Source organism: Paraburkholderia ultramafica, from assembly GCF_902859915.1.
GTDB classification, from domain to species: Bacteria; Pseudomonadota; Gammaproteobacteria; order Burkholderiales; family Burkholderiaceae; genus Paraburkholderia; species Paraburkholderia ultramafica.
Genome location: NZ_CADIKK010000025.1, coordinates 30,789 through 54,768, shown reverse-complemented (window position 1 = coordinate 54,768; position 23,980 = coordinate 30,789). Strand labels below are relative to the sequence as shown.

The following is a 23,980-nucleotide window of genomic DNA, read 5'->3' as shown; positions in this document are numbered from 1 at the left end:
TCAATGTTTCAGTCGATTGTAACGCGCTCGCTACAATACGGGCACAACCACTCACGCAAGTTGCAGACCAGTTAGAAATGCCAGAGTTGCCAGAAGTTGAGGTTACCCGACGGGGAATCGAACCGTATGTGTCCGGGCGCAAGGTTGAACGCGTCGACGTGCGTACGTCCGCGCTACGTTGGCCAATTCCGGCCGACCTTGCGAAAACCTTGCGCGGCCGTGTGGTGCGCAAAGTCGAGCGGCGCGGCAAGTATCTGCTGTTCGAGATCGACGCTGGCTGGTTCATTGTGCATCTTGGCATGACTGGGACGCTGCGGGTGCTGCGTCATGTGCCGCATCCGCCGGCCGCGGCGAAACACGACCACATCGACTGGATCTTCGACGAATTCATTTTGCGCTATCGTGATCCGCGGCGCTTCGGTGCGGTGCTGTGGCATCCGCGCGAAGCCGGCGACATCCTCGACCATCCACTGCTCGCGGGACTCGGCGTCGAGCCGTTCTCGCCGGCGTTCTCCGGCGCGCTGATGCACCGGCTCACGCGCGGGCGCAAAGTGTCGGTGAAGCAGGCGCTGCTGGCCGGTGAAATCGTGGTAGGTGTGGGCAATATCTATGCGTCGGAGAGCCTGTTTCGCGCCGGCATCCGGCCCACCATCGCGGCGGGCCGTGTCTCGCTGGTGCGCTACGAACTGCTCGCGGACGCCGTGCGCGTGACGCTCGCCGCCGCGATCGAGAAGGGCGGCAGCACGCTGCGCGATTTCGTCGGCAGCGACGGCGAAAGCGGTTACTTCCAGCTCGACTATTTCGTCTATGATCGCGCGGGGCTGCCATGCCGCGTGTGTGGAACGCCGATCAAACAGATCGTGCAGGGGCAGCGTTCTACGTATTTCTGTCCCACCTGCCAGCGCTAAGTTCTCAATGCCTTCTCGCTTAACACCGCGTGCAGCCTCGCGTTCAACGTCGCCCAGCGCGCCTGAAACGCCTGTTTTTCCAGTCATGGCCGATTTTTCCACGCGCCTGATCGCGTGGCAGCGCCGGTACGGCCGTCATGATCTGCCGTGGCAGAACACGCGCGATCCGTATCGCATCTGGCTGTCGGAGATCATGCTGCAGCAGACCCAGGTGTCGACGGTGATTCCGTACTACGCCAAATTCCTTGCGCGTTTTCCGGATGTCGCCGTGCTCGCCGCCGCGCCTGTGGACGACGTGATGGCGTTATGGGCTGGCCTTGGCTACTACACGCGCGCGCGCAATCTGCACCGCTGCGCGCAAGTCGTGGTCGAGCAGCATGGCGGCGCGTTTCCGGCATCGGTCGACGCACTCGCGGAGTTGCCCGGCATCGGCCGTTCAACGGCGGCGGCGATCGCGTCTTTCGCGTTTGGCGCGCGCGCGACGATTCTCGACGGCAACGTGAAGCGCGTGCTGGCGCGCGTATTCGGCGTCGAAGGTTTTCCTGGCGAGAAGAAAGTCGAAAATGCAATGTGGACGCTGGCGGAGTCGTTGCTGCCGTCGAATGCGTCGGACGACCAGGTCAGTTCGTACACGCAAGGTCTGATGGATCTCGGCGCGACCCTGTGTGTGCGCGGCAAGCCGGACTGCCTGCGTTGCCCGTTCGCCGCCGACTGCGTGGCCAATGTCACCGGGCGTCAGCGCGAACTGCCGACGGCGCGTCCGAAGAAGACCGTGCCGACGCGCCGCACATGGATGCTGGTGCTGCGCGACGGCAACGCGGTGATGCTGGAGAAGCGTCCGCCATCGGGTATCTGGGGCGGCTTGTGGAGCCTGCCCGAAGCCGCCGACGAAGCCACGCTCGCCGAGCGCGCACGCGCCTTCGGCGGCGACGGTGCGGTCGCGCCGCTCGCACCGCTCACACACGTGTTCACGCATTTCAAGCTGGATATCGAGCCGCGGCTCGCGGAACTGGATCGCGGCGTGGGCGCGTTGGCCGCGCTAGCGGATGCGGACACCGCGTGGGTCGCGCTCAGCGATCTCGATTCGTTCGGCGTGCCTGCGCCGGTGCGCAAACTACTGGACAGTTTGCAGGATTCGTTGATCTAACGAATCGAATCAATCCGGTGGACGCGCGGCCACACTCAAAGCAGTTGATGCTGTTGCATGTAGTGATGAACCACGTCGATCCGCGTGCCGGCGTCCTGCAATTCCATCAGTTTCTGGCGCGCGCGCAACGTGATCGGCAGCACTTCGGCAAGACGGTTCGACACCCACGACGGATCTTCGAGCCTGAACGGCTCCGCGAACGGCAAGCTGTCCGGATCCCGTTCGCGGATCGTTGCGATGATCCGTTCGAGCACCTCCGCACATGCGCCGAATTTGGCGAGCAACTCATTGCCCTCGAGCGGCATGTCGTTGCCAATCGGTTCCGCCATGCCGACCAGCAGGCCGCTGCTCTCAACGCGATGCGACAGCAGGCGAAACCGCCGCGTGCCGCGTGCGCGAATCAGCAGCATGCCGAAGGTTTCGACGTCGCATTCTTCGATTTCGGCGAGGCAGCCGATTGCTTCGGGCACCGAAGGCTCTTCCTCGCGCGCCACTTCCGCGCCGCTTTTCAGCATGCACACGCCGAACGGCGTTTTTTCACGCAGACAGTCGCGCGCCATATCGAGGTAGCGCGCTTCGAAGATCTTCAGCGGCAGCAGTCCATCGGGAAACAGCACCGTATGCAGCGGAAACAGCGGCACATCGGCAAGCACAGTAGAAGTAGAAGACATGGCGCAACGCTTCGAGTTGAGGCCGCGCGATGCGGCCGGTTAAGCCACTAGCTTCGATGATTCGCCGACTTCGATCGGCGCATCGCGGTGCCGCACAATCACATTCGCCGCCTTTGCGAGACGCGCGGCAAGCGTCTCCGCAATGAACACCGAGCGGTGCTGGCCGCCCGTGCAACCGATCGCGACGGTGAGATAACTGCGATTGTCGTCGCGGAAATGCGGCAGCCATTTGGAGAGAAACTTCTCGATGTCGTCGATCATTTCATGCACGACCGGCAGCGCATCGAGAAAATCCATCACCGGTTTGTCGAGGCCCGTGAGCGGCCTCAATTCATGATCGTAGTACGGGTTCGGCAGCGTGCGGACGTCGAAAACGAAATCCGCGTCGAGCGGCACGCCGCGTTTGAAGCCGAACGACTCGAACATCAGCACGAGTCCCGATTCTTTCTGCTCGATGAAACGTTTGACCCACGCGCGCAGCACGTTTGCGCGCAGATTGCTGGTGTCGATCTGATGGCCGAATTCGGCCAGACCTGCCACGAGTTCACGCTCGCGTTCGATCGCTTCCGCGAGCGAGGTGAGCAGGCCGACGTCCGCGTCGTGCGCGGTGGAACCGGACAGCGGATGGCGGCGGCGCGTTTCCGAGAAGCGCTGAATCAGCGACTGCGTGCTTGCGCTCAGGAAGAGCACCCGCACGTCGTGAGCGCGCGACAAGTCGCGGATCATCGCGGGCATTTCGTCGAGGGACGCGCTCGAGCGCGCGTCGATGGCGACCGCGAGGCGATCTTGCCCGTCTTCGGCGAGGTAGGACGCGAGTTGCGGCAGAAAGCGCGGCGGCAAATTGTCGACGCAGTAATAACCCGCGTCTTCAAGCGCGTTCAGGGCAACTGACTTGCCGGAGCCGGATATACCAGTGATCAGAATTATGCGCATGGAGTCGTCGAAACCGTACATTTCATCATAGCATCTGGTCCCCCATGCGCGTACCCGTGGCCGGCCTTCGGCTGTGGGCGCTTCATGGCTTGCCGGCTCAGATCAGTTTGCCGGGAAACTGGCTGTCAGGGTCCTGCATCGCGAGGCGCTGGCGATCCATGAAGTCGCGCAGCGTATCAATGCCGCGCAGTTGCAGGATCGTGTTGCGCACCGCCGCCTCGACCAGCACCGCGAGGTTGCGGCCCGCGGCCACCTGAATCGTGACTTTGCTGATCGGCAGGCCGAGCACGTCGACGGTTTGACTCTCCAGCGGCAGCCGCTGGAATTCACCGTCGGGACGGCGGACCAGTTGCACGATCAGTTTCAGCTTCATTTTCCGGCGTACCGCCGTTTCACCGAAGATCGTCTTGATGTCGAGCAGGCCGAGGCCGCGCACTTCGAGCAGGTTTTGCAGCAGCGGCGGGCAGCGCCCCTCGACGAAGTCCGGACCGAGGCGCACGAAGTCCACCGCGTCGTCGGCAACGAGACCGTGGCCGCGGCTGATCAGTTCCAGCCCGAGTTCGCTCTTGCCGAGGCCCGAGTCGCCGGTAAGCAGCACGCCCATGCCGAGGATGTCGAGAAACACGCCGTGCAGCGTGGCGCGCGGCGCGAGAATGCGCGACATGTACAGACGCAGGCTGTCGATCACCGCGGCGGCCGACATCGGCGTGGTGAACAGCGGCGTGGACGAGCGCGTGCAGCGCAGCACCAGTTCCGGCGGCGCGGCGACGCCGCCCGCCACCACCAGAAACGGCGGCTCCAACGCGATCAGCTCAGCCATGTGGCGCGAGCGGTCTTCGTCGATCTGGCGCTTGTAGTAGTCGATTTCGGCGTCGCCGAGCACCTGGATCCGGTTCGGGTGGATCAGGTTCAAGTGGCCGACGAGGTCGGCGCTCGACGTGGCATTCGCGACCGATTCCGAAGAAAAGCCGCGTTCCCAGCCTTCATGCCCCGTTAGCCAGCTGAGCTTCAGCATGGCGGCGTTGTCGTCGAAAATGCTTTGGGCGTTGATGCTGGACGTATCCATGAGTCAATGACTCCAGTGTGGGCCGCTTGCCGGGCAAAGAGGCGGACGTGCTAACGCGGGCCACGGGTTGCCAGGCGGTATTCGCATGCGGGCCGATAACCGCCGATGCATCAAGGTTGCCACTGAGTGAGCAGACGATGCAACGATTCGCGGTCTTCTTCCGTGTGCAGGCGCTCGCGGGCCTCGCGGTCGGACAGCAACTGGGCGATTTCCGAAAGAATTTCGAGATGCTGCTGGGTGGCCTGTTCGGGCACGAGCAGGAAGATCAGCAGCGAGACCGGCTGGCCGTCGGGCGACTCGAAGGGGATGGGTTCGGCAAGGCGGACGAACGCCGCGAGCGGCTGCTTCAAGCCTTTGATCCGGCCATGCGGAATCGCGACGCCTTCGCCAAGCCCCGTCGATCCGAGGCGCTCACGCGCAAACAGATTGTCAGTGACTGTGCTACGGGCGATGCCGTTCTGGTTCTCGAAGATCAGGCCCGCTTGCTCGAACACGCGTTTCTTGCTGGTGACCGATAGTCCAACGACGACGTTCTCGAGGGGAAGAAATTTGGCTAAACGATTCATGTTGACAGGCGAAAACGTGGCCTGGGTTCTCCTCGCTGGGGCGTTTGAGTGGCGTTCCATTCGTTCGATGCTCGCGAAGACATGCTCAGGAGTCTCAAAGTGCAAGGCTCCGACCGGCCGATTTCCGTGTGAGCTAGCTTGACCCCGATGGTAACCGGAACATTATAGAACAGGGTAGCTGCGGATGGTGCGGCGCGCCATCGATGCGCGACGGGTTTTTAACGGTTTGGTCCAAAAGCTGCGCCGTCGCGCGAAAAAGGTGTCCAGAAACGAAAAACCGCCCGATTTCGGGCGGTTTTGCCAAGGTCAGGGAAATGAAGAAAACCCTCTAATTTCCCTTATTGCGGCGGCACGTCTAGTTGCGGCGCCGGTTGATACTTGATCGCTTCGTGCTGATGGCCTTGTAGACGATCCTTGTGGCGTATCACTTGCCGGTCGAGCTTGTCGATCATCAGATCGATCGCAGCGTAGAGATCGCTGTCGCAGCTCTCGACAAAGATATCTTTGCCCTTCAGATGCAGGTTGATTTCAACCTTTTGACGCTTGTCCTTTTCCTTGTGGTTGTCGACCGAGAGGACCACACTGCCGTCGATTACCTGATCGAAATGTCTTAGCACCCTATCCAGTTTGGTGATCACGTATTCGCGCAACGCAGGCGTTACTTCGAGGTGGTGTCCACTGATCTGCAGATTCATAGTGCTTCTCCAAGCTAGTGGCCGCTTGTTCCGCACGATGACAAAAGGTCCGGTCGATCTGACGGCTTGCCTGAGTCGCCCCCCGGTGACTGACATCTGGCAGGTCGCATCGGCCGGCCTGTCCGCCAACTGCGGAGCGGCCGGTAAATGCCCGTCACGGAAGGCGGCGGGCTACAGAGACTTGCGCAGGTTGACTGCCGGGATCTTGAGCGCTTCGCGGTACTTCGCAACGGTACGCCGTGCGACCACGAAGCCCTGTTCCGCCAGCAGTTCGGCTATGCGACTGTCTGAGAGAGGAGATTTCGGGTTTTCCGCTCCTATCAGTTGTTTGATGAGCGCGCGAATGGCCGTTGACGAGGCCGCGCCGCCCGTGTCGGTCGAAACGTGTGATCCGAAAAAAAACTTGAATTCAAGCGTCCCGAATGGGGTCAGCATGTATTTACCGGTTGTCACACGCGAGACAGTCGACTCGTGTAGGCCCAGCGTATCAGCTATTTCCCGCAAAACCAAGGGGCGCATGGCAATTTCGCCATGCACAAAAAAGCTCTTTTGACGCTCGACAATTGCTTGCGCGACCCGGAGGATCGTCTCGAAACGTTGCTGGATATTCTTGATCAGCCAGCGTGCTTCCTGCAGTTGCTGGCGCAACGATCCGCTGCCCGGATCGCCCCGGTTATTGCGCAGAATATTCGCGTACAGATGGTTGATGCGCAGCTTCGGCACCACTTCCGGATTCAGCTCGGCCTGCCAGCCCTGTGCGGTTTTGCGCACCATGATGTCCGGCACCACATAGTCCGCCTCCGCCTTGCCGTAGGCGGCGCCGGGGAACGGTTCGAGCGAGCGGATCAGCACATGCGCATCGCGCAGGTCGTCGTCGCTCGCCTTCAGGTGTTTGCGCAGACGCGTGAAATCGCGTGCCGCGAGCAGTTCCAGGTAGTGGGCGACGATGTCGAGCGCCAGCGTGCGCGTAGGCGACGGATCGAGCCGCAACAACTGCAGCTTCAGACATTCCGACGCGGAACGCGCGCCGACCCCGGCCGGGTCGAAGCTATGCAGCAGCGCGAGCGCTGCATTCAGTTCGTCGACGTCGACTTCGAGCTCTTCGGGCAGGTCGGCCAGCACTTCTTCGAGCGTGGCGGCGAGGTAGCCTTCGTCGTCGAGCGATTCGATCAGGAATGTAATCAACGCCCTGTCGCGCTGGCCCGCCTGGGTGACGCGCAATTGCGCCATCAGGTGGTCGCGCAGCGAGGTGCTCGATTCGTGGATTTGCAGAGGCGGCAGATCGTCGTCGTCCGACGCGTTGCCGGAGCGGCCGTAGTCGTCGAGATTCCATTGCGACGTGTCGCTGTTGCTGTCGCCCGACAGGCCATTGTATTCGTCGACACCTTGCGGCTCGCCATTTTCGGCGCGCTCGCTGCTAGTGGATGACGACGACCCGTTGCCGCCCATCTGCTCGGCCGGTGGGGACGAATTGGGCGCCTGGGCGATCAGCGAACCGTCAGCCGCCACCCGCAACGGGCTCGCGATCCAGTCGTCCTCGTTTTCGAGGAGCGGATTCTGCGAGATCGCCGTTGCGACTTCCTGCTGCAGTTCGAGCGTGGACAGCTGAAGCAGCCGGATGGACTGCTGCAGTTGCGGCGTCAGCGCAAGATGCTGCGATAGGCGGAGTTGGAGGCTGGCTTTCATGGCAAGTTGAGATTCATTGTAGAGAGTTTGCCACGACCGCGATACCTTGCGACATTCGCAATTACGCGTGCGCCCGTTTTGGGCGGCGCTGGGCGCGAGACGGCCCAGGTCAAAAAGCTGATGTGCGGTTGCCGCAAAAAGGACCGGCGAATGCGCGTTCGCATCGCCGGCAATCCCTTGTGCGCTTACATGCGGAAGTGCTCGCCCAGATAGACGCGCCGCACGCTTTCGTTTTCGATGATTTCGCTCGGCGCACCGGCGGCCAGCACGCTGCCGTCGCTGATGATGTACGCGTGATCGCAGATGCCGAGCGTCTCGCGCACGTTGTGGTCGGTGATCAGCACGCCGATATTGCGCTGCTTCAAAAATTTGACGATCTTCTGGATTTCCAGCACCGCGATCGGGTCGACGCCCGCAAACGGCTCGTCGAGCAGAATGAAGCTCGGATTGGTGGCCAGTGCGCGGGCAATTTCGACCCGGCGACGCTCGCCGCCCGACAACGACAGCGCCGGATTTTCACGCAAATGTGCGATTTGCAGCTCGTCGAGCAGGGCTTCGGTGCGGGACGTGATGGTGTCTTTGCTGAGCCGCTTGCCGTTGTCTTCGTGCTGCAATTGCAGCACCGCGCGAATATTTTCCTCGACGCTGAGCTTGCGGAACACCGAAGCTTCCTGCGGCAGATACGACAGCCCGAGCGACGCCCGCTTATGGATTGGCAGCAGGCTGATCGATTTGCCGTCCAGGTCGATTTCGCCCGCATCGAGCGGCACGAGGCCGACGATCATATAGAACGAGGTCGTCTTGCCGGCGCCGTTGGGGCCGAGCAGACCGACCACTTCGCCGCTTTTCACGTCGAGCGACACGTCTTTGACGACCGTGCGCGAACCGTAACGCTTCTTCAGACTGCGTACGACCAGCGAACTACTGGTGCCGGCCGGCTTGCGATTGGGGAGGGACGCGGAGGTGCTCACTGATGCGGCGCTCCCTGGATCGTGGTGGACGGCGCGAGCGTGGCCGACGCGCCGTTCAGCGGCGCGCCGCCGGCGTTGCGCGGCGACAGCATCGCGCGCACCCGGCCGGTCGGGTTGCCCGGGCCGGCGACGTCCTTGCCTGCCTTCGCGGTGTAGAAGTCGTTCTGGCCGTCATAGGTAATGACGCTGCCGCGCACCTGGTCGATCACCGTCGACAGACCCTGCAGGCGTTTGACTGTGGCGTTCGTGGTGAGCGTGGTCAGATCCTGCTTGCCGTCGTAGTCGATACGGATGGCCGTACCTTCGATGTATTCGTCGAGGCCTTCGCGTTTCTGGCGGAAATACGACAGATTGCCGCCGCTCGACGTGCCGGTGGCGAACTGATAGCCCTGCGGGTCCTGCGTCACTTCGACACGATCGGCCCTGATCACGATCGTCCCTTTGGTGGCGACCACGTGGCCGGTGAAGATGTTGACCTGCTTGAGGTCGTCGTAAGTCATGTTGTCCGCTTCGATGTTCAGCGGCTTGTCCTTGTCGGCGCGATCCGCGTGCGCAAGCGGCGCGAAGCCGGCGAGCGGCAACGCGACGACGAGCGCAGCGAGTCCGGCGCGGCACGCGGACAGGGTGCGCGTGCGGCCGGTATCAAAACGGGGGAACGATTCGTTCATGCAGTCACGCCTGGAATGGATTACCCGGGTTGCCTGGGCGAGCTGCCGCCGGTTTCGGACGGGGCGATCGCGCCTCTCACGTTGCCGAACAGCTGCATCACCCGGGTGACGTTGTTGTAGTTCATGCCGCTGGCAGTCATCACTGACACGCCGCGCTGAAGTTTAACCGGCTTTTCGGTCTCGATCACATCGTCGTTGACCAGCACCTTAAAATGCTCCGAATCCGCCTGCATCTGTGGATCGCCGTAGCCGGGAGCCCGCAGGATACGGGCGTTGCCGTACAGATCGACGATCGACGCGTCGGCGTTCACCTTGCCGGTGTCGCCGGTGGCGGTGACGATCGGCTTGCCGGGCTGGAACGCGCGCATGGCCGGCTTGACCAGGTCGCTCAGCTCGTCGTCTTCATAGTGGATCAGCGACTGGGCGGTCAGCCGGTATTGCGTCGCGCCCGACTGATCGAGTTCGGAAACCGAGAAGCTGTCGGCGAAGTAATCCGGCGTGTGTTCCTTGGGGCGCACCGGGCCTTCGTTCTGCCGCGGCAACGTGGCTTGCAGCAGCCACCACGTGATACCGGCGAGCGCGGCCATCGCGACCACTGGAATCAGTGAAGTCAGGCGAAACTGGTTCATCCGACGAGGCCCCGCTGTTCGCCGCTACAGGCTGCCGCAAGCAGTGCTTCATATTTGCGCTGCGCGCGCAGCAGCGTGTCGCAGACTTCGCGCGCCGCGCCGTGGCCGCCGCGCGCCTCGCTGACCCAGTGGGCCCGCGCGATCACTTCAGGATGCGAATTGGCCGGCGCGGCCGCGAAGCCGACCTTCAGCATCACGGCGAGATCGACCCAGTCGTCGCCCATGTAGCCGCACTCTTGCGCGCTCATGCCGGTCTGCTGCAAAAGGTCCGAGAACGCCTGAGGTTTGTCCTGCACGCCCTGATAAACGTGCATGATGTTCATTTCCTTCGCCCGGACAGTCACGATGCCGGACTTGCGCCCGGTGATGATCGCCGTCTCGATGCCGGCCTGGCGCAGCAGCTTCATGCCGTGGCCGTCCATCGAGTTGAAGCCCTTCATCGTGTCGCCTTCCGCCGTGAACAGCAGGCCGCCGTCGGTCAGCACGCCGTCGACGTCGAAAATCATCAGCTTCACGCGGCTTGCGCGTTCGGTAGCGGTAGGAGGGGCAATGGTCATCAGATCACCTTCTTCGAGAACAGGTCGTGCATGTTGAGTGCGCCGATCAGCTTGCCTGCTTCGTCGACGACCAGCATCTGATTGATGCGGTGGCGCTCCATCAGTTCCACGGCTTCCACCGCGAGGTGATCCGGGCCGATGGTACGCGGGCCGGCGGTCATCACCGAAGCGATCGACAGCTGGCGGAAATCGCCGTCGCGCTCCAGCACGCGGCGCAGGTCGCCGTCGGTGAAGATGCCGGTCACACGGCCGTCCTGGGCGACGATCGCGGTCATGCCCATGCGCTTGGCGGTCAACTGGAACAGCGCGTCGCGCACGGTGGCGTCGGGTGTGACTTTCGGCAGCTGGTCGCCGGTGCGCATCACGTCGCGTACATAAGTGAGCAGGCGTCGGCCGAGCGCGCCACCCGGATGCGAGCGCGCGAAGTCGTCGCGGCCGAAGCCGCGCGCGTCGAGCACCGCGACCGCGAGCGCGTCGCCGAGCGCGAGCGCGGCGGTGGTGCTGGCGGTCGGCGCAAGATTCATCGGGCAGGCTTCTTTCGACACGGCGGAATTCAGGTGCACGTCGGCCAGTTGTGCGAGACTCGACGACGGTTTTCCCGTCATCGCAATCAGCTTTGCGCCGATCCGCTTGATGAGCGGCAGGATGGCCACGAGCTCTTCGGTTTCGCCGGAATTGGACAGCGCGAGGAACACATCGTCCGCCGTGACCATGCCGAGGTCGCCATGGCTGGCTTCCGCGGGATGCACGAAGAACGCGGGTGTGCCGGTGCTGGCCAGCGTGGCCGCGAGCTTGCGCGCCACATGGCCGGATTTGCCGATGCCGGAGACGACTACACGCCCACGGCAACCCAGGATGAAATCGACCGCCCCGACGAAACCATCGTCGAGTTGGTCGCGAAGGGCGCGCACGGCGTCCGCTTCGATGTCGAGCACGTCACGAGCGAGCGTGAGTGCCCGGTCGCCATTGATTTTCGCTATCATTCGCGGAGTATAGCAAAGGCGCTTGTTCGCCGCGCCGGGCCTGCTGTGCCAAGCCGCTGCCTTTACCGGCCCCTCAACCTTGTCGCACGGCGTGTTGCGTGCGCGGTTCCGCTGACGAACGAGGACGCTTTACCAATGCGTTTTTGCCGATGATTTCCCCGCTCGAAATGACGCTGTTCCTGCTGCTGGCATCGGTAGCGGGCGTGGTGATCTTTCGCTTTCTGAATCTTCCGCCGATGCTCGGCTACCTGACGGTCGGCATCGTCGTCGGGCCGCACGCGTTCGGTCTGATTCCCGATTCGGCGGGCGCGCAGAACCTCGCCGAATTCGGCGTCGTGTTCCTGATGTTTTCGATCGGGCTGGAGTTTTCGCTCTCCAAACTGCGCTCGATGCGCCGGCTCGTGTTCGGCCTCGGCCTGTTGCAGGTGATCGGCACGATCGCGGTGGCGGTGTCGCTTGGCTTCGTGCTGGAGCGCTGGGTGCACATCACGTGGCAGGCGAGCGTGGCGCTGGGCGGCGCGCTGGCGATGTCGTCGACGGCGATCGTCAGCAAGCTGCTGGCGGAGCGGCTCGAGATCGAAACGGAGCACGGGCGCAACATCTTCGGCGTGCTGCTGTTCCAGGATCTGGCGGTGGTGCCGCTGTTGATCGTCATCGCGGCGCTGGGCGGCAAGTCGGAGGATCTGGTCAACGCGCTCGGGCTCGCCGCGATCAAGATCGTCGTGGCGCTGGCGCTGCTGCTGATCGTCGGGCAGCGCTTCATGACGCGCTGGTTCAACGTGGTCGCGCGGCGCCGCTCGCAGGAACTGTTCATTCTCAATCTGCTGCTGGTGACGCTCGGCGCGGCGTTCATCACGGACAAGTTCGGCTTGTCGCTCGCGCTCGGCGCGTTCATCGCCGGCATGCTGATCGCCGAGACGCCTTACCGGCATCAAGTGGAAGAGGACATCAAGCCGTTTCGCGACGTGCTGCTCGGCCTGTTCTTCGTCACCACCGGCATGCTGCTGAATCCGCGCGTGATCTGGGAGCATCCGCTGGTCGTGCTCGCCTTCCTGGTCGGCCCGCTCCTGCTGAAGGTGGTGATGATCACGGGCCTGGCGCGTCTGTTCGGCGCGTCGCCGGGCGTCGCGATGCGTACCGGTATCGGCCTCGCGCAAGCCGGCGAGTTCGGCTTCGTGCTGCTGAATCTGATTCTCGACCGGCATCTGGTCGACCCCACGCTGCTGCAGGCGATTCTCGCGGCGATGCTGCTGTCGATGCTCGCCGCGCCGTTCCTGATCCAGAACGCGGACCGCATCGTGCTGCGGCTGTCGTCGACTGAATGGATGATGCAGTCATTGCAGATGACGCGCATCGCGACGCAAAGCCTGAAGCAAAGCGGCCACGTGATCATCTGCGGCTACGGCCGGGCCGGACAGAATCTGGCGCGCATGCTTGAGCACGAGGGCTTGTCGTACGTCGCGCTGGATCTCGACCCCGATCGCGTCGCGGCGGCTGCTGCGGCCGGTGAATCGGTCGTGTTCGGCGACGCCGGGCGGCGCGAGTCGCTGCTCGCCGCCGGTATCCATCGCGCGGCCGCGATCGCGATCACCTACGCGAACACGCCGTCGGCATTGCGCGTGCTGCATAACATTCACGAGCTGGAGCCGACGCTGCCGGTGATCGTGCGCACCGTGGACGACGCCGATCTGGAAAAACTGCTCGCCGCCGGCGCGACCGAAGTGATTCCGGAAATCGTCGAGGGCAGTCTGATGCTGGCCTCGCACACGCTGGTGGTGATGGGCGTGCCGATGCGGCGCGTGGTGCGGCGGGTCGAGGAAATGCGCGACGAGCGCTATGCGCTGCTGCGCGGCTATTTCCACGGTGCCGACGACGTGGACGACGACGACGGCCACGAACAGGTGCGGCTACAATCGGTGCCGGTCGACGCCAACGCGGACGCGGTGGGCCGCACGCTGGCGGAACTGGGCCTGTTCGAGTTGGGCGTGGAAGTGACGGCGATTCGCCGGCACGGCATTCGCGGCGTCGAACCGGACCCGTCCACCAAGCTGCGCGCGAGCGATATCGTGGTGTTGCGTGGTCTGCCCGAACGACTGGCGGAAGCCGAGGAGCGGCTCTCGAAGCACCGTCGCGCGGGCGCCGCCGCGGCCTAGCGGGTGCGCCGCCTGGGCGCCTGGTGCGGCGCTGCGCTTGCAGGCTGCCCTGACGCGGGCCGCCCTGATTCAGTTTTTCATCGGACCTGTCGAGGTCCATCCGGAGACATCATGTCCAACGCGCTCGTGAGCGCGCCGCTCGATGCGGCCGACTACATCAAAAGCCACATCCGCACGGTGCCTGACTGGCCGCAGCCGGGCGTGCAGTTTCGCGACATCACGCCGCTGCTGCAGGAGCCGAAGTCGCTGCGCGTGCTGATCGACCTGTTCGTGCAGCGCTATATCGACGCCAAGCTCGACTACGTCGCCGGGCTGGATGCGCGCGGCTTCATCTTCGGGCCGATTCTCGCGTATGAGTTGAACCTCGGTTTCATTCCGATCCGCAAGGCCGGCAAGCTGCCTTATAAGCGGCTCGCGCAATCGTACGAGCTGGAATATGGCACCGCGACCGTCGAGATTCACGAGGACGCGTGCAAGCCCGGCGACCGGGTTGTCATCATCGACGATCTGATCGCGACCGGCGGCACGATGATGGCCGGCAAGATTCTGCTCGAGCGGCTCGGCGCGGTCGTCGTGGAGGGCGCGGCAATTGTCGATCTGCCCGAGCTCGGCGGCTCGAAGCTGCTGCGCGACGGCGGCCTCACGCTCTATACGGCGACGAGCTTCGACGGTCATTGAGTGCGCGGCCGCGCAGCACTTTTCGCAGCGCTTTTCTGCCGCGCTTTTTGGCGGATACCAAAAAGGTAACAACGATGCCCAACTTCCTGCTGTTTCTCGCCACGTCGATCGCGATCACCGTGGCGCCCGGCCCGGACAATCTGCAAGTGCTCGCGCGCGGCATCTCGCAGGGTCGCGCGGCGGGTCTCGTCGCCGCGCTCGGCTTTGCGGCTGGCATCACGTTTCACACGACGCTCGCCGCGCTCGGCGTGGCCGCGTTGCTGCGTTCGTCGCCGCTTGCGTTTGAAGCGATCAAGCTGGCCGGCGCCGCGTATCTGGTCTGGATCGGCATCAAGGCGCTGCGCAGCCAGGGCCTCGCGACCGCGCATCAGCGCGCGCCGCAGCCATTGAAGACGGTGTTTCGCCAGAGCGTGCTCGGCAATCTGCTGAATCCGAAGGTGACGCTGTTCTTTGTCGTGTTCCTGCCGCAGTTCGTGCAGCCGCACGGCGCGCAGAGCGTCACCGTGCAGATGCTCGAACTCGGCGCGCTGTTCATGTTGCAGACGGTGTTGGTGTTTTCGCTGTTCGGCGTGTGCGCGGGGATCATCGGCGGCTGGCTCAAGCGCCGGCCGCGCGTTGGCGTGTGGCTCGATCGCCTCGCCGGTGCGACCTTCATCGCTATCGGGATTCGCGTCGCGTTGCGTGACTGACGTGATCGTTCCGGCGTACGCCGCTCACCGGCCGCGCACTGCGCACTGTTTAGTTTGGAGCTTTGGATGACTCTGCCCTGCATCACCGCCGCGCGCCGTTTCGACGCCGCTACGCATCGGCCGTTCTGGATCGGCGCCGAACAGGTCGGCTGGATCCGCGCGAGCGATGTGCCGCTGCTGGCGCGCTGGCCCGATGTGTTCGAGATGGACCGTGGTGGCAGCAGCGCGCGCGTGACGCTCGCGGCCGCGTTCAATACCGTCGAACTGCGTAGCGCGGCGCTCGGTTCGGTGATCGGCGCGCTCGCCGCCGAAGGCCGCATTCCCGGCTGGCGCAACGAGACCTACGCGATCCGCAATGCGTTCGACGCACCGCCGCTCGCGTATATCGAACGCGCGGCGTCGCGCTTCTTCGGCACGATGACCTACGCGGTGCATCTGAACGGCGTCGTAGAATACGCGGATGGCGGGGCACCCCGTGGCGCGCCGCAACTATGGATCGCGCGTCGCAGCGACACCAAGGCGACCGATCCGGGCATGCTCGACAACGTCGTCGCGGGCGGGATTGGTTGGGGCTTCGGCATCGACGCGACGATCGTCAAGGAGTGCTGGGAAGAAGCCGGCATCCCCAAGGAGATCGCCGCGCGCGCGGTGGCAGGGCGCACCGCGCATGTGCTGCAATCGCTGCCGGAAGGCACGCAGGCCGAACAGATCTTCATCTACGACCTCGCGCTGCCGGCCGATTTCGCGCCGCGCAATCAGGATGGCGAAGTGGGAGAGCACCGGCTCGCGCGCATCGACGAAGTGGCGCGCTGGATCGAGGAGGGCGCGCTGACGGTGGACGCGAGTCTCGCCACGCTGGATTGCCTGCTGCGCCGCCGCTGGATCGATGAAGACGCGTGCGCCGGCATCGAAGCGCTGTTCGCGCCGCCGGTGTTTGCCTAGACGCTGGCTTCAGCACTAGCCTCGGAGCCCGCGCGCCGAACACCCCGAAGCACGCAGCATCAAGCCGTACCGACTGAACAAACCACGCATTGAAGAAGGGAGTCACCCAGGTCATGTCGACCGATCACAGCTTTATCCTCAAACTGTCGTGCGCCGACCGGCCCGGCATCGTTCACGCAGTGTCGGGCTTTCTGTTCGAGCGTGGCAGCAATATTCTCGACTCCGCTCAGTTCGGCGACAGCCGCACTGGCGAGTTTTTCATGCGCGTGCATTTTCAGCAGGTGGGCGGCGATCCAGGGCTGGAGGCGTTGCGCAAGTCGTTCGCGGCGCTCGCCGAACAGTTCGGTATGAGCTGGGAGTTGCACGACGCGTCGGTGAAACCGCGCGTGGTGATCATGGTGTCGAAGATCGGTCACTGCCTGAACGATCTGCTGTTCCGCTATCGCACCGGTCAACTGGGTATTGAGATTCCTGCGATCATCTCGAACCACAAGGAGTTCTATCAGCTCGCCGCCAGCTACGACATTCCGTTCCATCACTTCCCGCTGATGGGCGGCACGCCCGACGCGAAGGCTGCGCAGGAAGCGCGCGTGCTCGAAGTGATCGACGAGCATCAGGCGGATCTGGTGGTGCTCGCGCGCTACATGCAGATTCTGTCGCCGAAGCTGTGCGAAGCGCTGGCCGGCCGCGCGATCAACATTCACCACTCGTTCCTGCCGAGCTTCAAGGGCGCGAAGCCGTATTACCAGGCGTTCGACCGCGGCGTGAAGCTGATCGGCGCGACCGCTCATTACGTGACGACGGATCTCGACGAAGGTCCGATCATCGAGCAGGAAGTGGAGCGCGTCGACCACAGCATGACGCCGGAGCAATTGACGGCGATCGGCCGCGACGTCGAATGCGTGACGCTCGCGCGTGCGGTGAAGTGGCACGTGGAGCATCGCGTCGTGTTGAACGGCAGCAAGACGGTGGTGTTTCGGTAGGAGCGCTTGAGGCGGGCCCAACCTCTACCCTACGACCGCGCCGCCGACCCGCCCGCGTCCCGCGCGAGACCGGCGTTTTGCGCCGAGCGGCGGCGCGCATTCAGCTTCTTCAGCCAGATCAGCAGTCCGGTTGCGCTCAGCACCGCGACCACGATGCCCACCGTGCTGATCAGGATCCGTCCGCCGAGTCCGAGGATGCGTCCCGAGTGCAGCGGAAATTGCACCTGCATGAAGATGTCGCCCGCCGTGCCCTTGCCGGGAATCTGCGTGCCGAGCGGTTTGCCGGTGGCCGCGTCCCAATACATCCACGGGTTGCCGAGGCCGATGTCGCCGTGATCGTTGCCGGGTGCGTAGAAGCCCACGCCGTACGTATGCAGGAATTCCGCGTAGTAGACGCCGCCGGGCGGCACGGCGAGGTTCATCGCCTTGCCGGCTTGCTCGGCCAGTTGCACGATCCGCTCGCGGGTCAACACCTGATCACCGGGCTGCGGGGCGCGCAGGATTTCAGGGTTGCTGATCGGATCCGGCGTGAGCGTCGAGACCAGTGACACGACTGGCCGCACCACCGGCCTCGACAGATTCATCGATATCGAAGTGAGCGCGACGATCATCAGCAAGCCCCAGATCCAAACGCCGCCGGAGCGGTGCAAATCGAAGGTGAGCGCATAGCCGCCGCGCTTCAGACGAAACGCAAACGACTTGCGCCACGCCTTGAAGCTCGGGAACGACAGCCAGAGCGCAATCACGCTATCGAACATCCATACGCTGCCGACGATGCCCATCAGCCACGTGCCGGTATCGATGCCGCCGGTAAACGGCAGGTGCAGCGTGTAGTGCAGCTTGTAGATGAACGGGATCAGATTGAGCCGCGCGAGCGAGACGGCGCCCCATTCGCGGCGCCCCTGGATCTCGCCGGTGGCGGGATCGACAGCGATCTGGTTGAAATCGAGCAGGTAGGGCTGCTTTGTGGCGGGGTTGGCGCGCGGCAGCACCATCATCTGCAACGTATGACCGGGTTCGGCGGTGAGCGGCAGAAAGGTCACTTGCAGCCGCGGATCGGCGGCTTCCACGCGGCGCGCCAGTTCCAGGCCCGACAGCGCCGGGGCGGCCGTGCGGGCCTGGAAGAACGATGGATTCAGCGCCGCATCGAGTTCATGGTCCCACGCGATGGTCGCGCCGGTGAGGCCGGCAATGAATAGAAACAGTGCGGTGGCGACGCCGAACCAGCGGTGCAGACGGACGAACTGGCGTCTCATGCGCGGGCCAGCGGAGTGGAGCGGGAAGGCTGAGGGTGCGTCACGGTCACGGAGCAGGCATTCTGTAAATGGGAATTGTTCGCATCTTAGGGGCTTGCGCGAACTACCGCAAGTTCCCCGTCGCTGTGGCGGCCGTCAGCGCTTTATAGGGGCAAAGGCAAAAGACGAAAAAAAAGCGGCACCAAAGTGCCGCCTCGCTTTGCCTGCTCAGGCTCCCCGGCTTTACACCAGCCGCAAGTAGATCAACTCCCGCTTGATATACGCATAGAAGATCGGCGCCGCGATGACGCCCGGGATGCCGAACGCGGCTTCCATCACGAGCATCGCGATCAGCAATTCCCACGCGCGCGCCTCGATCTGTCCGCCGACGATGCGTGCGTTCAGGAAGTACTCGAGCTTGTGAATCAGGATCAGGAACACGAGCGACATGACCGCCGCCGGAAAGCTCACCGACAGCGCCACCGCGACGATGATCGTGTTCGAGATCAGGTTGCCGATCACCGGCAGCAAGCCGACGATGAACGTCACCATCACCAGCGTTTTCGACAGCGGCAGCTGGTCGTGAAAGATCGGCAGGATTACCAGCAGGAAGATCGCGGTGAAGACCGCGTTGAGCGCGGAAATCTTCACCTGGGCGAACACGATACGGCGGAACGCATCGGCGAAACGGGTCACGCGTGTGACGAAGGCCGTGGACAGCGGCAGCCGGTGCATTTGCTTTTGCGCACTGATCGCGATGATCGCGCCGATGATCATGCCAATCAGGATGTGCGTGAAACCGCGCGCCGCGGTCGTGCCGCTTTGCTGCAGCATGTTGGCGTGCGTGTGCATCAGCTCTTCCGCCTTGGTCTTCATCTGCTCGGTGTCGACCGGCAGATAGTTGGCCACGAATTGCGGAATCCGGCCGCGCGCCTGGTCGATCAGCTGCATCGCCTGATCGAGCAGCTTCTGTACGCTCGGCACGTCGTTCTCGAAATGTTCGATGATGCCGAGCGTGAGTCCGGTCAGCGCCCCCACGATCACCACCGACAGAAACACCACCGCAAGCCAGCGCGCCCGCATGCTCGACATGTGGCGCTCGATGCGCGGCGCGATCGTATGCACGAGCTGAAACACCAGCAGCCCGGCGAGCAACGCGCCGAGCAGCTTCAGTTCGATGACCGCCCACATCCCGACCAGCATCAGAACGTAACTGCCGATTTCGACTGCCGACAGCTTCGGCAGGCTCATGTCGCTAGTCAGCCTGACCGGGCGTGGGCGTAGGTCCTGCACTTGCCCGTCGTCGCGCGCCTGATTTCGCTTGGCCATGGCTTATTCGGTCTCCAACCCGTGTTGTGCAGCGTTACTTTTTGCTGGCAGCCCGTTTCAGCAGAGGCGCCAGATACTTGCCGGTAAAACTTGCCTTCGACTTCGAAACCTGCTCGGGCGTGCCTTGAGCGATGATCTGCCCGCCGCCCGCTCCGCCCTCAGGACCGAGATCGATGACCCAGTCGGCCGTTTTGATTACATCGAGATTATGCTCGATGATCACGACGGTATTACCCTGGTCTCGCAATCGGTGGATCACTTCCAGCAGCAGCGCGATGTCGTGAAAGTGCAGGCCGGTGGTCGGCTCGTCAAGAATGTATAGCGTGCGACCCGTGTCGCGCTTGCTCAGTTCCAAAGATAGTTTGACGCGCTGCGCTTCGCCGCCCGACAGCGTGGTGGCCGACTGGCCCAGCCGGATATAGCCCAGACCCACGTCCAGCAAGGTTTTCAGCTTGCGCGCGACGACCGGAACCGGCTTGAAGAACTCATAGGCGCTCTCCACCGTCATGTCGAGCACTTCGCTGATGTTCTTGCCTTTGTACTGAACGTCGAGCGTTTCGCGGTTGTAGCGCTTGCCGTGGCAGACGTCGCATGGCACGTACACGTCCGGCAAAAAGTGCATTTCCACCTTGAGCACGCCGTCGCCCTGGCAGGATTCGCAGCGGCCGCCCTTCACGTTGAACGAGAAACGGCCTGGATCGTAGCCGCGTTCCTTGGCTGCGGGCACGCCCGCGAACAGTTCGCGGATCGGCGTGAACAGGCCCGTGTACGTGGCCGGGTTCGAACGCGGCGTGCGGCCGATCGGCGACTGGTCGACGTTGATGACCTTGTCGAAATGCTCGAGGCCTTCGATCGATTCATACGGCGCCGGCTCCGTGGCCGAGCCGTACAGGTGATGCGCGACCGCGTGGTACAGCGTGTCGTTGATCAGCGTCGACTTGCCCGAACCGGACACGCCGGTCACACACGTGAGCAGGCCGACCGGCAGGTCCAGCGACACATGCTGCAGATTGTTGCCGTGCGCCTCGACGATGCGCAGCCGCCGTTCGTCCGGCTCCTTGCGCTCGTCCGGGAATTCGATGTTGCGCGTGCCGGACATGTACTGCCCGGTCATCGACGCCGCGTTCGCCTGCACCTGCCCGGGCGTGCCCTCGGCGATCACCATGCCGCCGTGCTCGCCCGCGCCGGGCCCCATGTCGACCACATAATCGGCCATGCGGATCATGTCTTCGTCGTGCTCGACGACGATCACCGAGTTGCCCAGATCGCGCAGATGCTTGAGCGTCGCGATCAGCCGGTCATTGTCGCGCTGATGCAGGCCGATCGACGGTTCGTCCAGCACGTACATCACGCCGGTCAGCCCCGAGCCGATTTGCGATGCGAGGCGAATCCGTTGCGCCTCGCCGCCCGACAGCGTTTCCGCGCTGCGTTCGAGCGACAGGTAATCCAGCCCGACGTTATTCAGGAACATCAGCCGCGCGACGATTTCCTTCACGACCTTGTCGGCGATCTCGCGCTTCGAGCCTTCCAGCCGCAGCGTCTGGAAATAGCCGAGCGCATCGCGCAACGGCCAGCCGCTGATTTCGAAAATGCCGCGCGCGTCGCTGTTCGCGCCGATCCGCACGAAGCGCGCTTCGCGGCGCAGGCGCGTGCCGGCGCAGGCCGGGCACGGCTGGTTGTTCTGATACTTGGCGAGCTCTTCGCGCACCGCGACCGAATCGGTCTCGCGGTAACGCCGCTCCAGGTTCGGGATGATCCCTTCGAACACATGCTCGCGCACCGACGTGCGGCCGCGTTCATTGATGTACGAGAACGGAATTTCCTGCTTGCCCGAACCGAACAGCAGGATCTTGCGGACTTTCTCCGGCAGGTCTTCGACGGCCGTGTCGATATCGAACTCGTAGAACGCCGCGAGACTTTGCAGCATCTGGAAGTAGAACTGGTTACGCCGGTCCCAGCCCTTAACCGCGCCCGCCGCGAGCGACAGCGACGGATGCACGACCACCCGCTTCGGATCGAAGAAGGTGATCTGGCCGAGGCCGTCGCACTCCGGGCAAGCGCCCATCGGGTTGTTGAACGAGAAGAGGCGCGGCTCCAGTTCCTGCAGCGAATACGAGCAGATCGGGCAGGCGAACTTCGAGCTGAACAGCTTCTCCTTGTCCGTATCCATTTCGAGCGCAATCGCGCGGCCGTCGGCGAGACGCAGCGCCGTTTCGAACGATTCGGCAAGGCGCTGCTTCATGTCCGGGCGCACTTTCAGACGGTCGATCACGACGTCGATCGTGTGCTTGTCGTTCTTTTTCAGCTTCGGCAGCGAGTCGACTTCATAGATCTTCGCGACGCCTTCATTGGCGGTGCCGCCGCCCGAGCGGACCCGGAAACGGATAAAGCCCTGCGCCTGCATTTCCTCGAACAGTTCGACGTGCTCGCCTTTGCGATCCGCCACCACGGGTGCGAGGATCATCAGCCTGGTCTCTTCCGGCAACGCGAGCGCCGCGTCGACCATCTGCGATACGCTTTGCGCTTCGAGCGGAATTTCGTGATCGGGACAGTAGGGCGTGCCGACCCGCGCGAACAAGAGGCGCAAATAGTCGTGAATTTCGGTGACGGTGCCGACCGTGGAGCGCGGATTGTGCGAGGTCGCTTTCTGTTCGATCGAGATTGCCGGCGACAGGCCTTCGATCAGATCGACGTCCGGTTTCTCCATCAACTGCAGGAACTGCCGCGCATAGGCGGAGAGGCTTTCGACGTAGCGCCGCTGTCCTTCCGCATAGAGCGTGTCGAACGCGAGCGACGATTTGCCCGAGCCGGAAAGGCCCGTGATGACGACGAGCTTGTGACGGGGTAGGTCTAGATTGACGTTCTTCAGGTTGTGGGTGCGAGCCCCACGAATACGGATTTGTTCCACGGATTTATTCCATGAACTGGCGGAAAGAGGAAGAGGCTAAACCTGCTACTATAACGACTTTTCAAGGCCGCCGTTACGGCTTCCTGACAGCCGGAACAAGGCGCAAGGCAGGCTGTAAGGCAGCGGTTCAGCGCCGCGGGAAAGAGGCGTAGCTGGGGCCGTTTTCCGCGAGAACAAGGCACCGCGAGGCGTCAGCGGGAATGCAGCAAGGCCCCCGGCTCGAAGGCCGCGCCGCAGATATTCCGCCATCCCGTGGTAGGCCGCCTGGTTGTGGCCGTCCCGACGGGCCGGTCGCCCGCGGTGTGCCGCCCAGCTCATTCAAAGAACGCTCCCGATGTCCAATCCGTCCGCCACACCTACACGCATGAGCGCGCCTGAACTGCGCGCGACCGTGTCGCTTGCCGCTATCTTCGCGCTGCGCATGCTGGGTCTCTTCATGATCATGCCGGTGTTCTCGATCTACGCGAGGACCATTCCGGGCGGCGACAACGTGCTGCTGGTGGGCATCGCGCTCGGCGCGTACGGCGTGACGCAGTCGATGCTCTACATCTTCTACGGCTGGATCTCCGACAAGGTCGGCCGCAAGCCGGTCATTGCGACCGGCCTCTTGATCTTCGCGCTCGGCAGCTTCGTGGCGGCGGGCGCGCACGACATGACGTGGATCATCGTCGGCCGGGTGATCCAGGGGATGGGCGCGGTGTCGTCCGCGGTGATCGCGTTTATCGCCGACCTCACGGCCGAAGAGCATCGCACCAAGGCGATGGCGATGGTCGGCGGCAGTATCGGCGTGTCGTTCGCGGTGGCGATCGTCGGTGCGCCGATTGTGTTCCAGTGGGTCGGCATGAGCGGCCTGTTCACGCTGGTCGGCATCTTCTCGATCCTCGCGATCGGCCTCGTGCTGTGGGTCGTGCCCGATGCGCCGAGGCCGGTGCACGTACGCGCGCCGTTCGCCGAAGTGCTGCACAACGTCGAGCTGCTGCGCCTGAACTTCGGTGTGCTGGTGTTGCACGCGACGCAGACCGCGCTGTTCCTCGTCGTGCCGCGCATTCTCGAAGCGGGCGGGTTGCCGGTCGCGTCGCACTGGAAGGTGTATTTGCCGGTGATGGGCCTGTCTTTCGTGATGATGGTGCCGGCGATCATCGCCGCCGAGAAGCGCGGCAAAATGAAAATCGTGCTGCTGTCCGCGATCGGTCTTATCCTGATCGGCCAGTTGTTATTGGGCGTCGCTCCGCATACGATTCTGAGTGTGGCGGCGATCCTTTTTGTGTACTTTCTCGGCTTCAATATTCTTGAGGCGTCGCAGCCTTCGCTGGTGTCGAAACTGGCTCCCGGCACCCGCAAGGGCGCGGCGGCTGGCGTGTACAACACCACCCAGTCGATCGGTCTTGCACTGGGCGGCGTGGTCGGCGGCTGGCTGCTGAAAGTGGATGGTCAAAGCGCCGTATTCTTTACGTGTTCGGGGCTCGTCTTGTGCTGGCTTATAATCGCCGCAAAGATGAAACAGCCGCCGCGCAAAGCGTAATAGGGAACACTCGCGGCGCACTCGGGGGCATATCCCGAATTCACCCAGAACTCACCCGGCG

At 63.5% G+C, this 23,980-nt stretch carries 22 protein-coding genes; 8 read left to right on the top strand and 14 right to left on the bottom strand.

Annotation, left to right across the window (positions count from 1 at the left end; translation table 11 throughout):
• Window positions 1-77: 77 nt before the first annotated feature.
• Both mutM and mutY read left to right on the top strand, forming a co-directional pair.
• On the top strand, window positions 78-908 hold the full coding sequence (gene mutM / locus HV744_RS24280) for a bifunctional DNA-formamidopyrimidine glycosylase/DNA-(apurinic or apyrimidinic site) lyase (RefSeq protein ID WP_175151933.1): 831 nt from the start codon (window positions 78-80) through the stop codon (window positions 906-908).
• A 7-nt stretch (window positions 909-915) separates the two neighbouring features.
• A complete protein-coding gene (gene mutY / locus HV744_RS24275; protein WP_175151932.1) occupies window positions 916-2,055 on the top strand; it encodes an A/G-specific adenine glycosylase in 1,140 nt (379 codons plus the stop codon).
• A gap of 35 nt (window positions 2,056-2,090) precedes the next feature.
• Here the strand turns inward: mutY and HV744_RS24270 are convergent, their stop codons facing one another.
• The 11 genes from HV744_RS24270 to kdsD all read right to left on the bottom strand — a co-directional run bounded on the left by HV744_RS24270 (window position 2,091) and on the right by kdsD (window position 11,480).
• Entirely contained in the window at window positions 2,091-2,726 is a 636-nt protein-coding gene (locus HV744_RS24270; RefSeq protein WP_175151931.1) for an LON peptidase substrate-binding domain-containing protein, read from the bottom strand.
• Window positions 2,727-2,765: 39 nt separating this feature from the next.
• Entirely contained in the window at window positions 2,766-3,659 is an 894-nt protein-coding gene (gene rapZ, locus HV744_RS24265; RefSeq protein WP_175151930.1) for an RNase adapter RapZ, read from the bottom strand.
• Window positions 3,660-3,756: 97 nt separating this feature from the next.
• Window positions 3,757-4,725, bottom strand: coding sequence for an HPr(Ser) kinase/phosphatase (hprK, locus tag HV744_RS24260; RefSeq protein ID WP_175151929.1), 969 nt, complete (start codon window positions 4,723-4,725; stop codon window positions 3,757-3,759).
• Window positions 4,726-4,835: 110 nt separating this feature from the next.
• Window positions 4,836-5,351, bottom strand: coding sequence for a PTS sugar transporter subunit IIA (locus HV744_RS24255; protein ID WP_012431657.1), 516 nt, complete (start codon window positions 5,349-5,351; stop codon window positions 4,836-4,838).
• A 278-nt stretch (window positions 5,352-5,629) separates the two neighbouring features.
• The gene (gene hpf, locus HV744_RS24250; RefSeq protein ID WP_020066967.1) at window positions 5,630-5,986 is read right to left on the bottom strand and encodes a ribosome hibernation-promoting factor, HPF/YfiA family; all 357 of its coding nucleotides are present in this window, start codon (window positions 5,984-5,986) and stop codon (window positions 5,630-5,632) included.
• A gap of 171 nt (window positions 5,987-6,157) precedes the next feature.
• Window positions 6,158-7,672: an RNA polymerase factor sigma-54 gene (locus HV744_RS24245; protein ID WP_175151928.1), complete on the bottom strand. Its 1,515-nt coding sequence runs from the start codon at window positions 7,670-7,672 to the stop codon at window positions 6,158-6,160.
• A gap of 185 nt (window positions 7,673-7,857) precedes the next feature.
• The gene (gene lptB / locus HV744_RS24240; RefSeq protein WP_175151927.1) at window positions 7,858-8,643 is read right to left on the bottom strand and encodes an LPS export ABC transporter ATP-binding protein; all 786 of its coding nucleotides are present in this window, start codon (window positions 8,641-8,643) and stop codon (window positions 7,858-7,860) included.
• Window positions 8,640-9,311 carry a lipopolysaccharide transport periplasmic protein LptA gene (gene lptA / locus HV744_RS24235; protein WP_175151926.1) on the bottom strand — a complete coding sequence of 224 codons (672 nt, stop codon included), beginning with the start codon at window positions 9,309-9,311 and terminating at the stop codon, window positions 8,640-8,642. The genes lptB and lptA overlap by 4 nt, the downstream gene beginning before the upstream one ends.
• Window positions 9,312-9,331: 20 nt before the next feature.
• Window positions 9,332-9,940: an LPS export ABC transporter periplasmic protein LptC gene (lptC, locus tag HV744_RS24230; protein ID WP_175151925.1), complete on the bottom strand. Its 609-nt coding sequence runs from the start codon at window positions 9,938-9,940 to the stop codon at window positions 9,332-9,334.
• A complete protein-coding gene (locus HV744_RS24225) occupies window positions 9,937-10,497 on the bottom strand; it encodes a KdsC family phosphatase (protein WP_175151924.1) in 561 nt (186 codons plus the stop codon). The genes lptC and HV744_RS24225 overlap by 4 nt, the downstream gene beginning before the upstream one ends.
• Complete coding sequence (gene kdsD / locus HV744_RS24220) at window positions 10,497-11,480, bottom strand: arabinose 5-phosphate isomerase KdsD (RefSeq protein WP_175151923.1); 984 nt, start codon at window positions 11,478-11,480, stop codon at window positions 10,497-10,499. The genes HV744_RS24225 and kdsD overlap by 1 nt, the downstream gene beginning before the upstream one ends.
• A gap of 149 nt (window positions 11,481-11,629) precedes the next feature.
• Here kdsD and HV744_RS24215 point away from each other — a divergent pair, with 149 nt between their 5' ends.
• From HV744_RS24215 to purU, 5 genes are all read left to right on the top strand, one after another.
• A complete protein-coding gene (locus HV744_RS24215) occupies window positions 11,630-13,633 on the top strand; it encodes a monovalent cation:proton antiporter family protein (RefSeq protein WP_175151989.1) in 2,004 nt (667 codons plus the stop codon).
• A 111-nt stretch (window positions 13,634-13,744) separates the two neighbouring features.
• Entirely contained in the window at window positions 13,745-14,311 is a 567-nt protein-coding gene (locus HV744_RS24210; protein ID WP_175151922.1) for an adenine phosphoribosyltransferase, read from the top strand.
• 74 nt (window positions 14,312-14,385) lie between these two features.
• Entirely contained in the window at window positions 14,386-15,000 is a 615-nt protein-coding gene (locus HV744_RS24205; protein WP_175151921.1) for a LysE family translocator, read from the top strand.
• A gap of 66 nt (window positions 15,001-15,066) precedes the next feature.
• A complete protein-coding gene (locus HV744_RS24200; RefSeq protein ID WP_175151920.1) occupies window positions 15,067-15,942 on the top strand; it encodes an NUDIX hydrolase in 876 nt (291 codons plus the stop codon).
• A 113-nt stretch (window positions 15,943-16,055) separates the two neighbouring features.
• Window positions 16,056-16,925, top strand: a complete 870-nt coding sequence (gene purU, locus HV744_RS24195) for a formyltetrahydrofolate deformylase (protein ID WP_175151919.1) — start codon at window positions 16,056-16,058, stop codon at window positions 16,923-16,925.
• A 29-nt stretch (window positions 16,926-16,954) separates the two neighbouring features.
• Here the strand turns inward: purU and HV744_RS24190 are convergent, their stop codons facing one another.
• The 3 genes from HV744_RS24190 to uvrA form a co-directional block, all read right to left on the bottom strand.
• Window positions 16,955-18,181, bottom strand: a complete 1,227-nt coding sequence (locus HV744_RS24190; protein ID WP_175151918.1) for a PepSY-associated TM helix domain-containing protein — start codon at window positions 18,179-18,181, stop codon at window positions 16,955-16,957.
• Between the two features lie 222 nt (window positions 18,182-18,403).
• Window positions 18,404-19,489 (bottom strand): AI-2E family transporter, encoded by a 1,086-nt coding sequence (locus tag HV744_RS24185; protein ID WP_175151917.1) that lies wholly within the window; start codon window positions 19,487-19,489, stop codon window positions 18,404-18,406.
• Window positions 19,490-19,523: 34 nt separating this feature from the next.
• Entirely contained in the window at window positions 19,524-22,397 is a 2,874-nt protein-coding gene (uvrA, locus tag HV744_RS24180) for an excinuclease ABC subunit UvrA (RefSeq protein ID WP_175151916.1), read from the bottom strand.
• Between the two features lie 334 nt (window positions 22,398-22,731).
• Between uvrA and HV744_RS24175 the strand changes: the two genes are divergently transcribed.
• Window positions 22,732-23,919: an MFS transporter gene (locus HV744_RS24175; protein ID WP_175151915.1), complete on the top strand. Its 1,188-nt coding sequence runs from the start codon at window positions 22,732-22,734 to the stop codon at window positions 23,917-23,919.
• Window positions 23,920-23,980 lie beyond the last annotated feature (61 nt).

Coding starts and splice junctions, on each gene's coding strand:
- mutM (WP_175151933.1), top strand. CDS start 78: ATGCCAGAGTTGCCAGAAGTTGAGGTTACCCGACGGGGAATCGAACCG.
- kdsD (WP_175151923.1), bottom strand. CDS start 11,480: ATGATAGCGAAAATCAATGGCGACCGGGCACTCACGCTCGCTCGTGAC.
- mutY (WP_175151932.1), top strand. CDS start 916: ATGCCTTCTCGCTTAACACCGCGTGCAGCCTCGCGTTCAACGTCGCCC.
- HV744_RS24205 (WP_175151921.1), top strand. CDS start 14,386: ATGCCCAACTTCCTGCTGTTTCTCGCCACGTCGATCGCGATCACCGTG.
- rapZ (WP_175151930.1), bottom strand. CDS start 3,659: ATGCGCATAATTCTGATCACTGGTATATCCGGCTCCGGCAAGTCAGTT.
- purU (WP_175151919.1), top strand. CDS start 16,056: ATGTCGACCGATCACAGCTTTATCCTCAAACTGTCGTGCGCCGACCGG.
- lptC (WP_175151925.1), bottom strand. CDS start 9,940: ATGAACCAGTTTCGCCTGACTTCACTGATTCCAGTGGTCGCGATGGCC.
- HV744_RS24185 (WP_175151917.1), bottom strand. CDS start 19,489: ATGGCCAAGCGAAATCAGGCGCGCGACGACGGGCAAGTGCAGGACCTA.
- lptA (WP_175151926.1), bottom strand. CDS start 9,311: ATGAACGAATCGTTCCCCCGTTTTGATACCGGCCGCACGCGCACCCTG.
- HV744_RS24215 (WP_175151989.1), top strand. CDS start 11,630: ATGATTTCCCCGCTCGAAATGACGCTGTTCCTGCTGCTGGCATCGGTA.
- HV744_RS24190 (WP_175151918.1), bottom strand. CDS start 18,181: ATGAGACGCCAGTTCGTCCGTCTGCACCGCTGGTTCGGCGTCGCCACC.
- HV744_RS24200 (WP_175151920.1), top strand. CDS start 15,067: ATGACTCTGCCCTGCATCACCGCCGCGCGCCGTTTCGACGCCGCTACG.
- hprK (WP_175151929.1), bottom strand. CDS start 4,725: ATGGATACGTCCAGCATCAACGCCCAAAGCATTTTCGACGACAACGCC.
- HV744_RS24210 (WP_175151922.1), top strand. CDS start 13,745: ATGTCCAACGCGCTCGTGAGCGCGCCGCTCGATGCGGCCGACTACATC.
- HV744_RS24270 (WP_175151931.1), bottom strand. CDS start 2,726: ATGTCTTCTACTTCTACTGTGCTTGCCGATGTGCCGCTGTTTCCGCTG.
- HV744_RS24225 (WP_175151924.1), bottom strand. CDS start 10,497: ATGACCATTGCCCCTCCTACCGCTACCGAACGCGCAAGCCGCGTGAAG.
- HV744_RS24245 (WP_175151928.1), bottom strand. CDS start 7,672: ATGAAAGCCAGCCTCCAACTCCGCCTATCGCAGCATCTTGCGCTGACG.
- hpf (WP_020066967.1), bottom strand. CDS start 5,986: ATGAATCTGCAGATCAGTGGACACCACCTCGAAGTAACGCCTGCGTTG.
- HV744_RS24175 (WP_175151915.1), top strand. CDS start 22,732: ATGTCCAATCCGTCCGCCACACCTACACGCATGAGCGCGCCTGAACTG.
- HV744_RS24255 (WP_012431657.1), bottom strand. CDS start 5,351: ATGGAACGCCACTCAAACGCCCCAGCGAGGAGAACCCAGGCCACGTTT.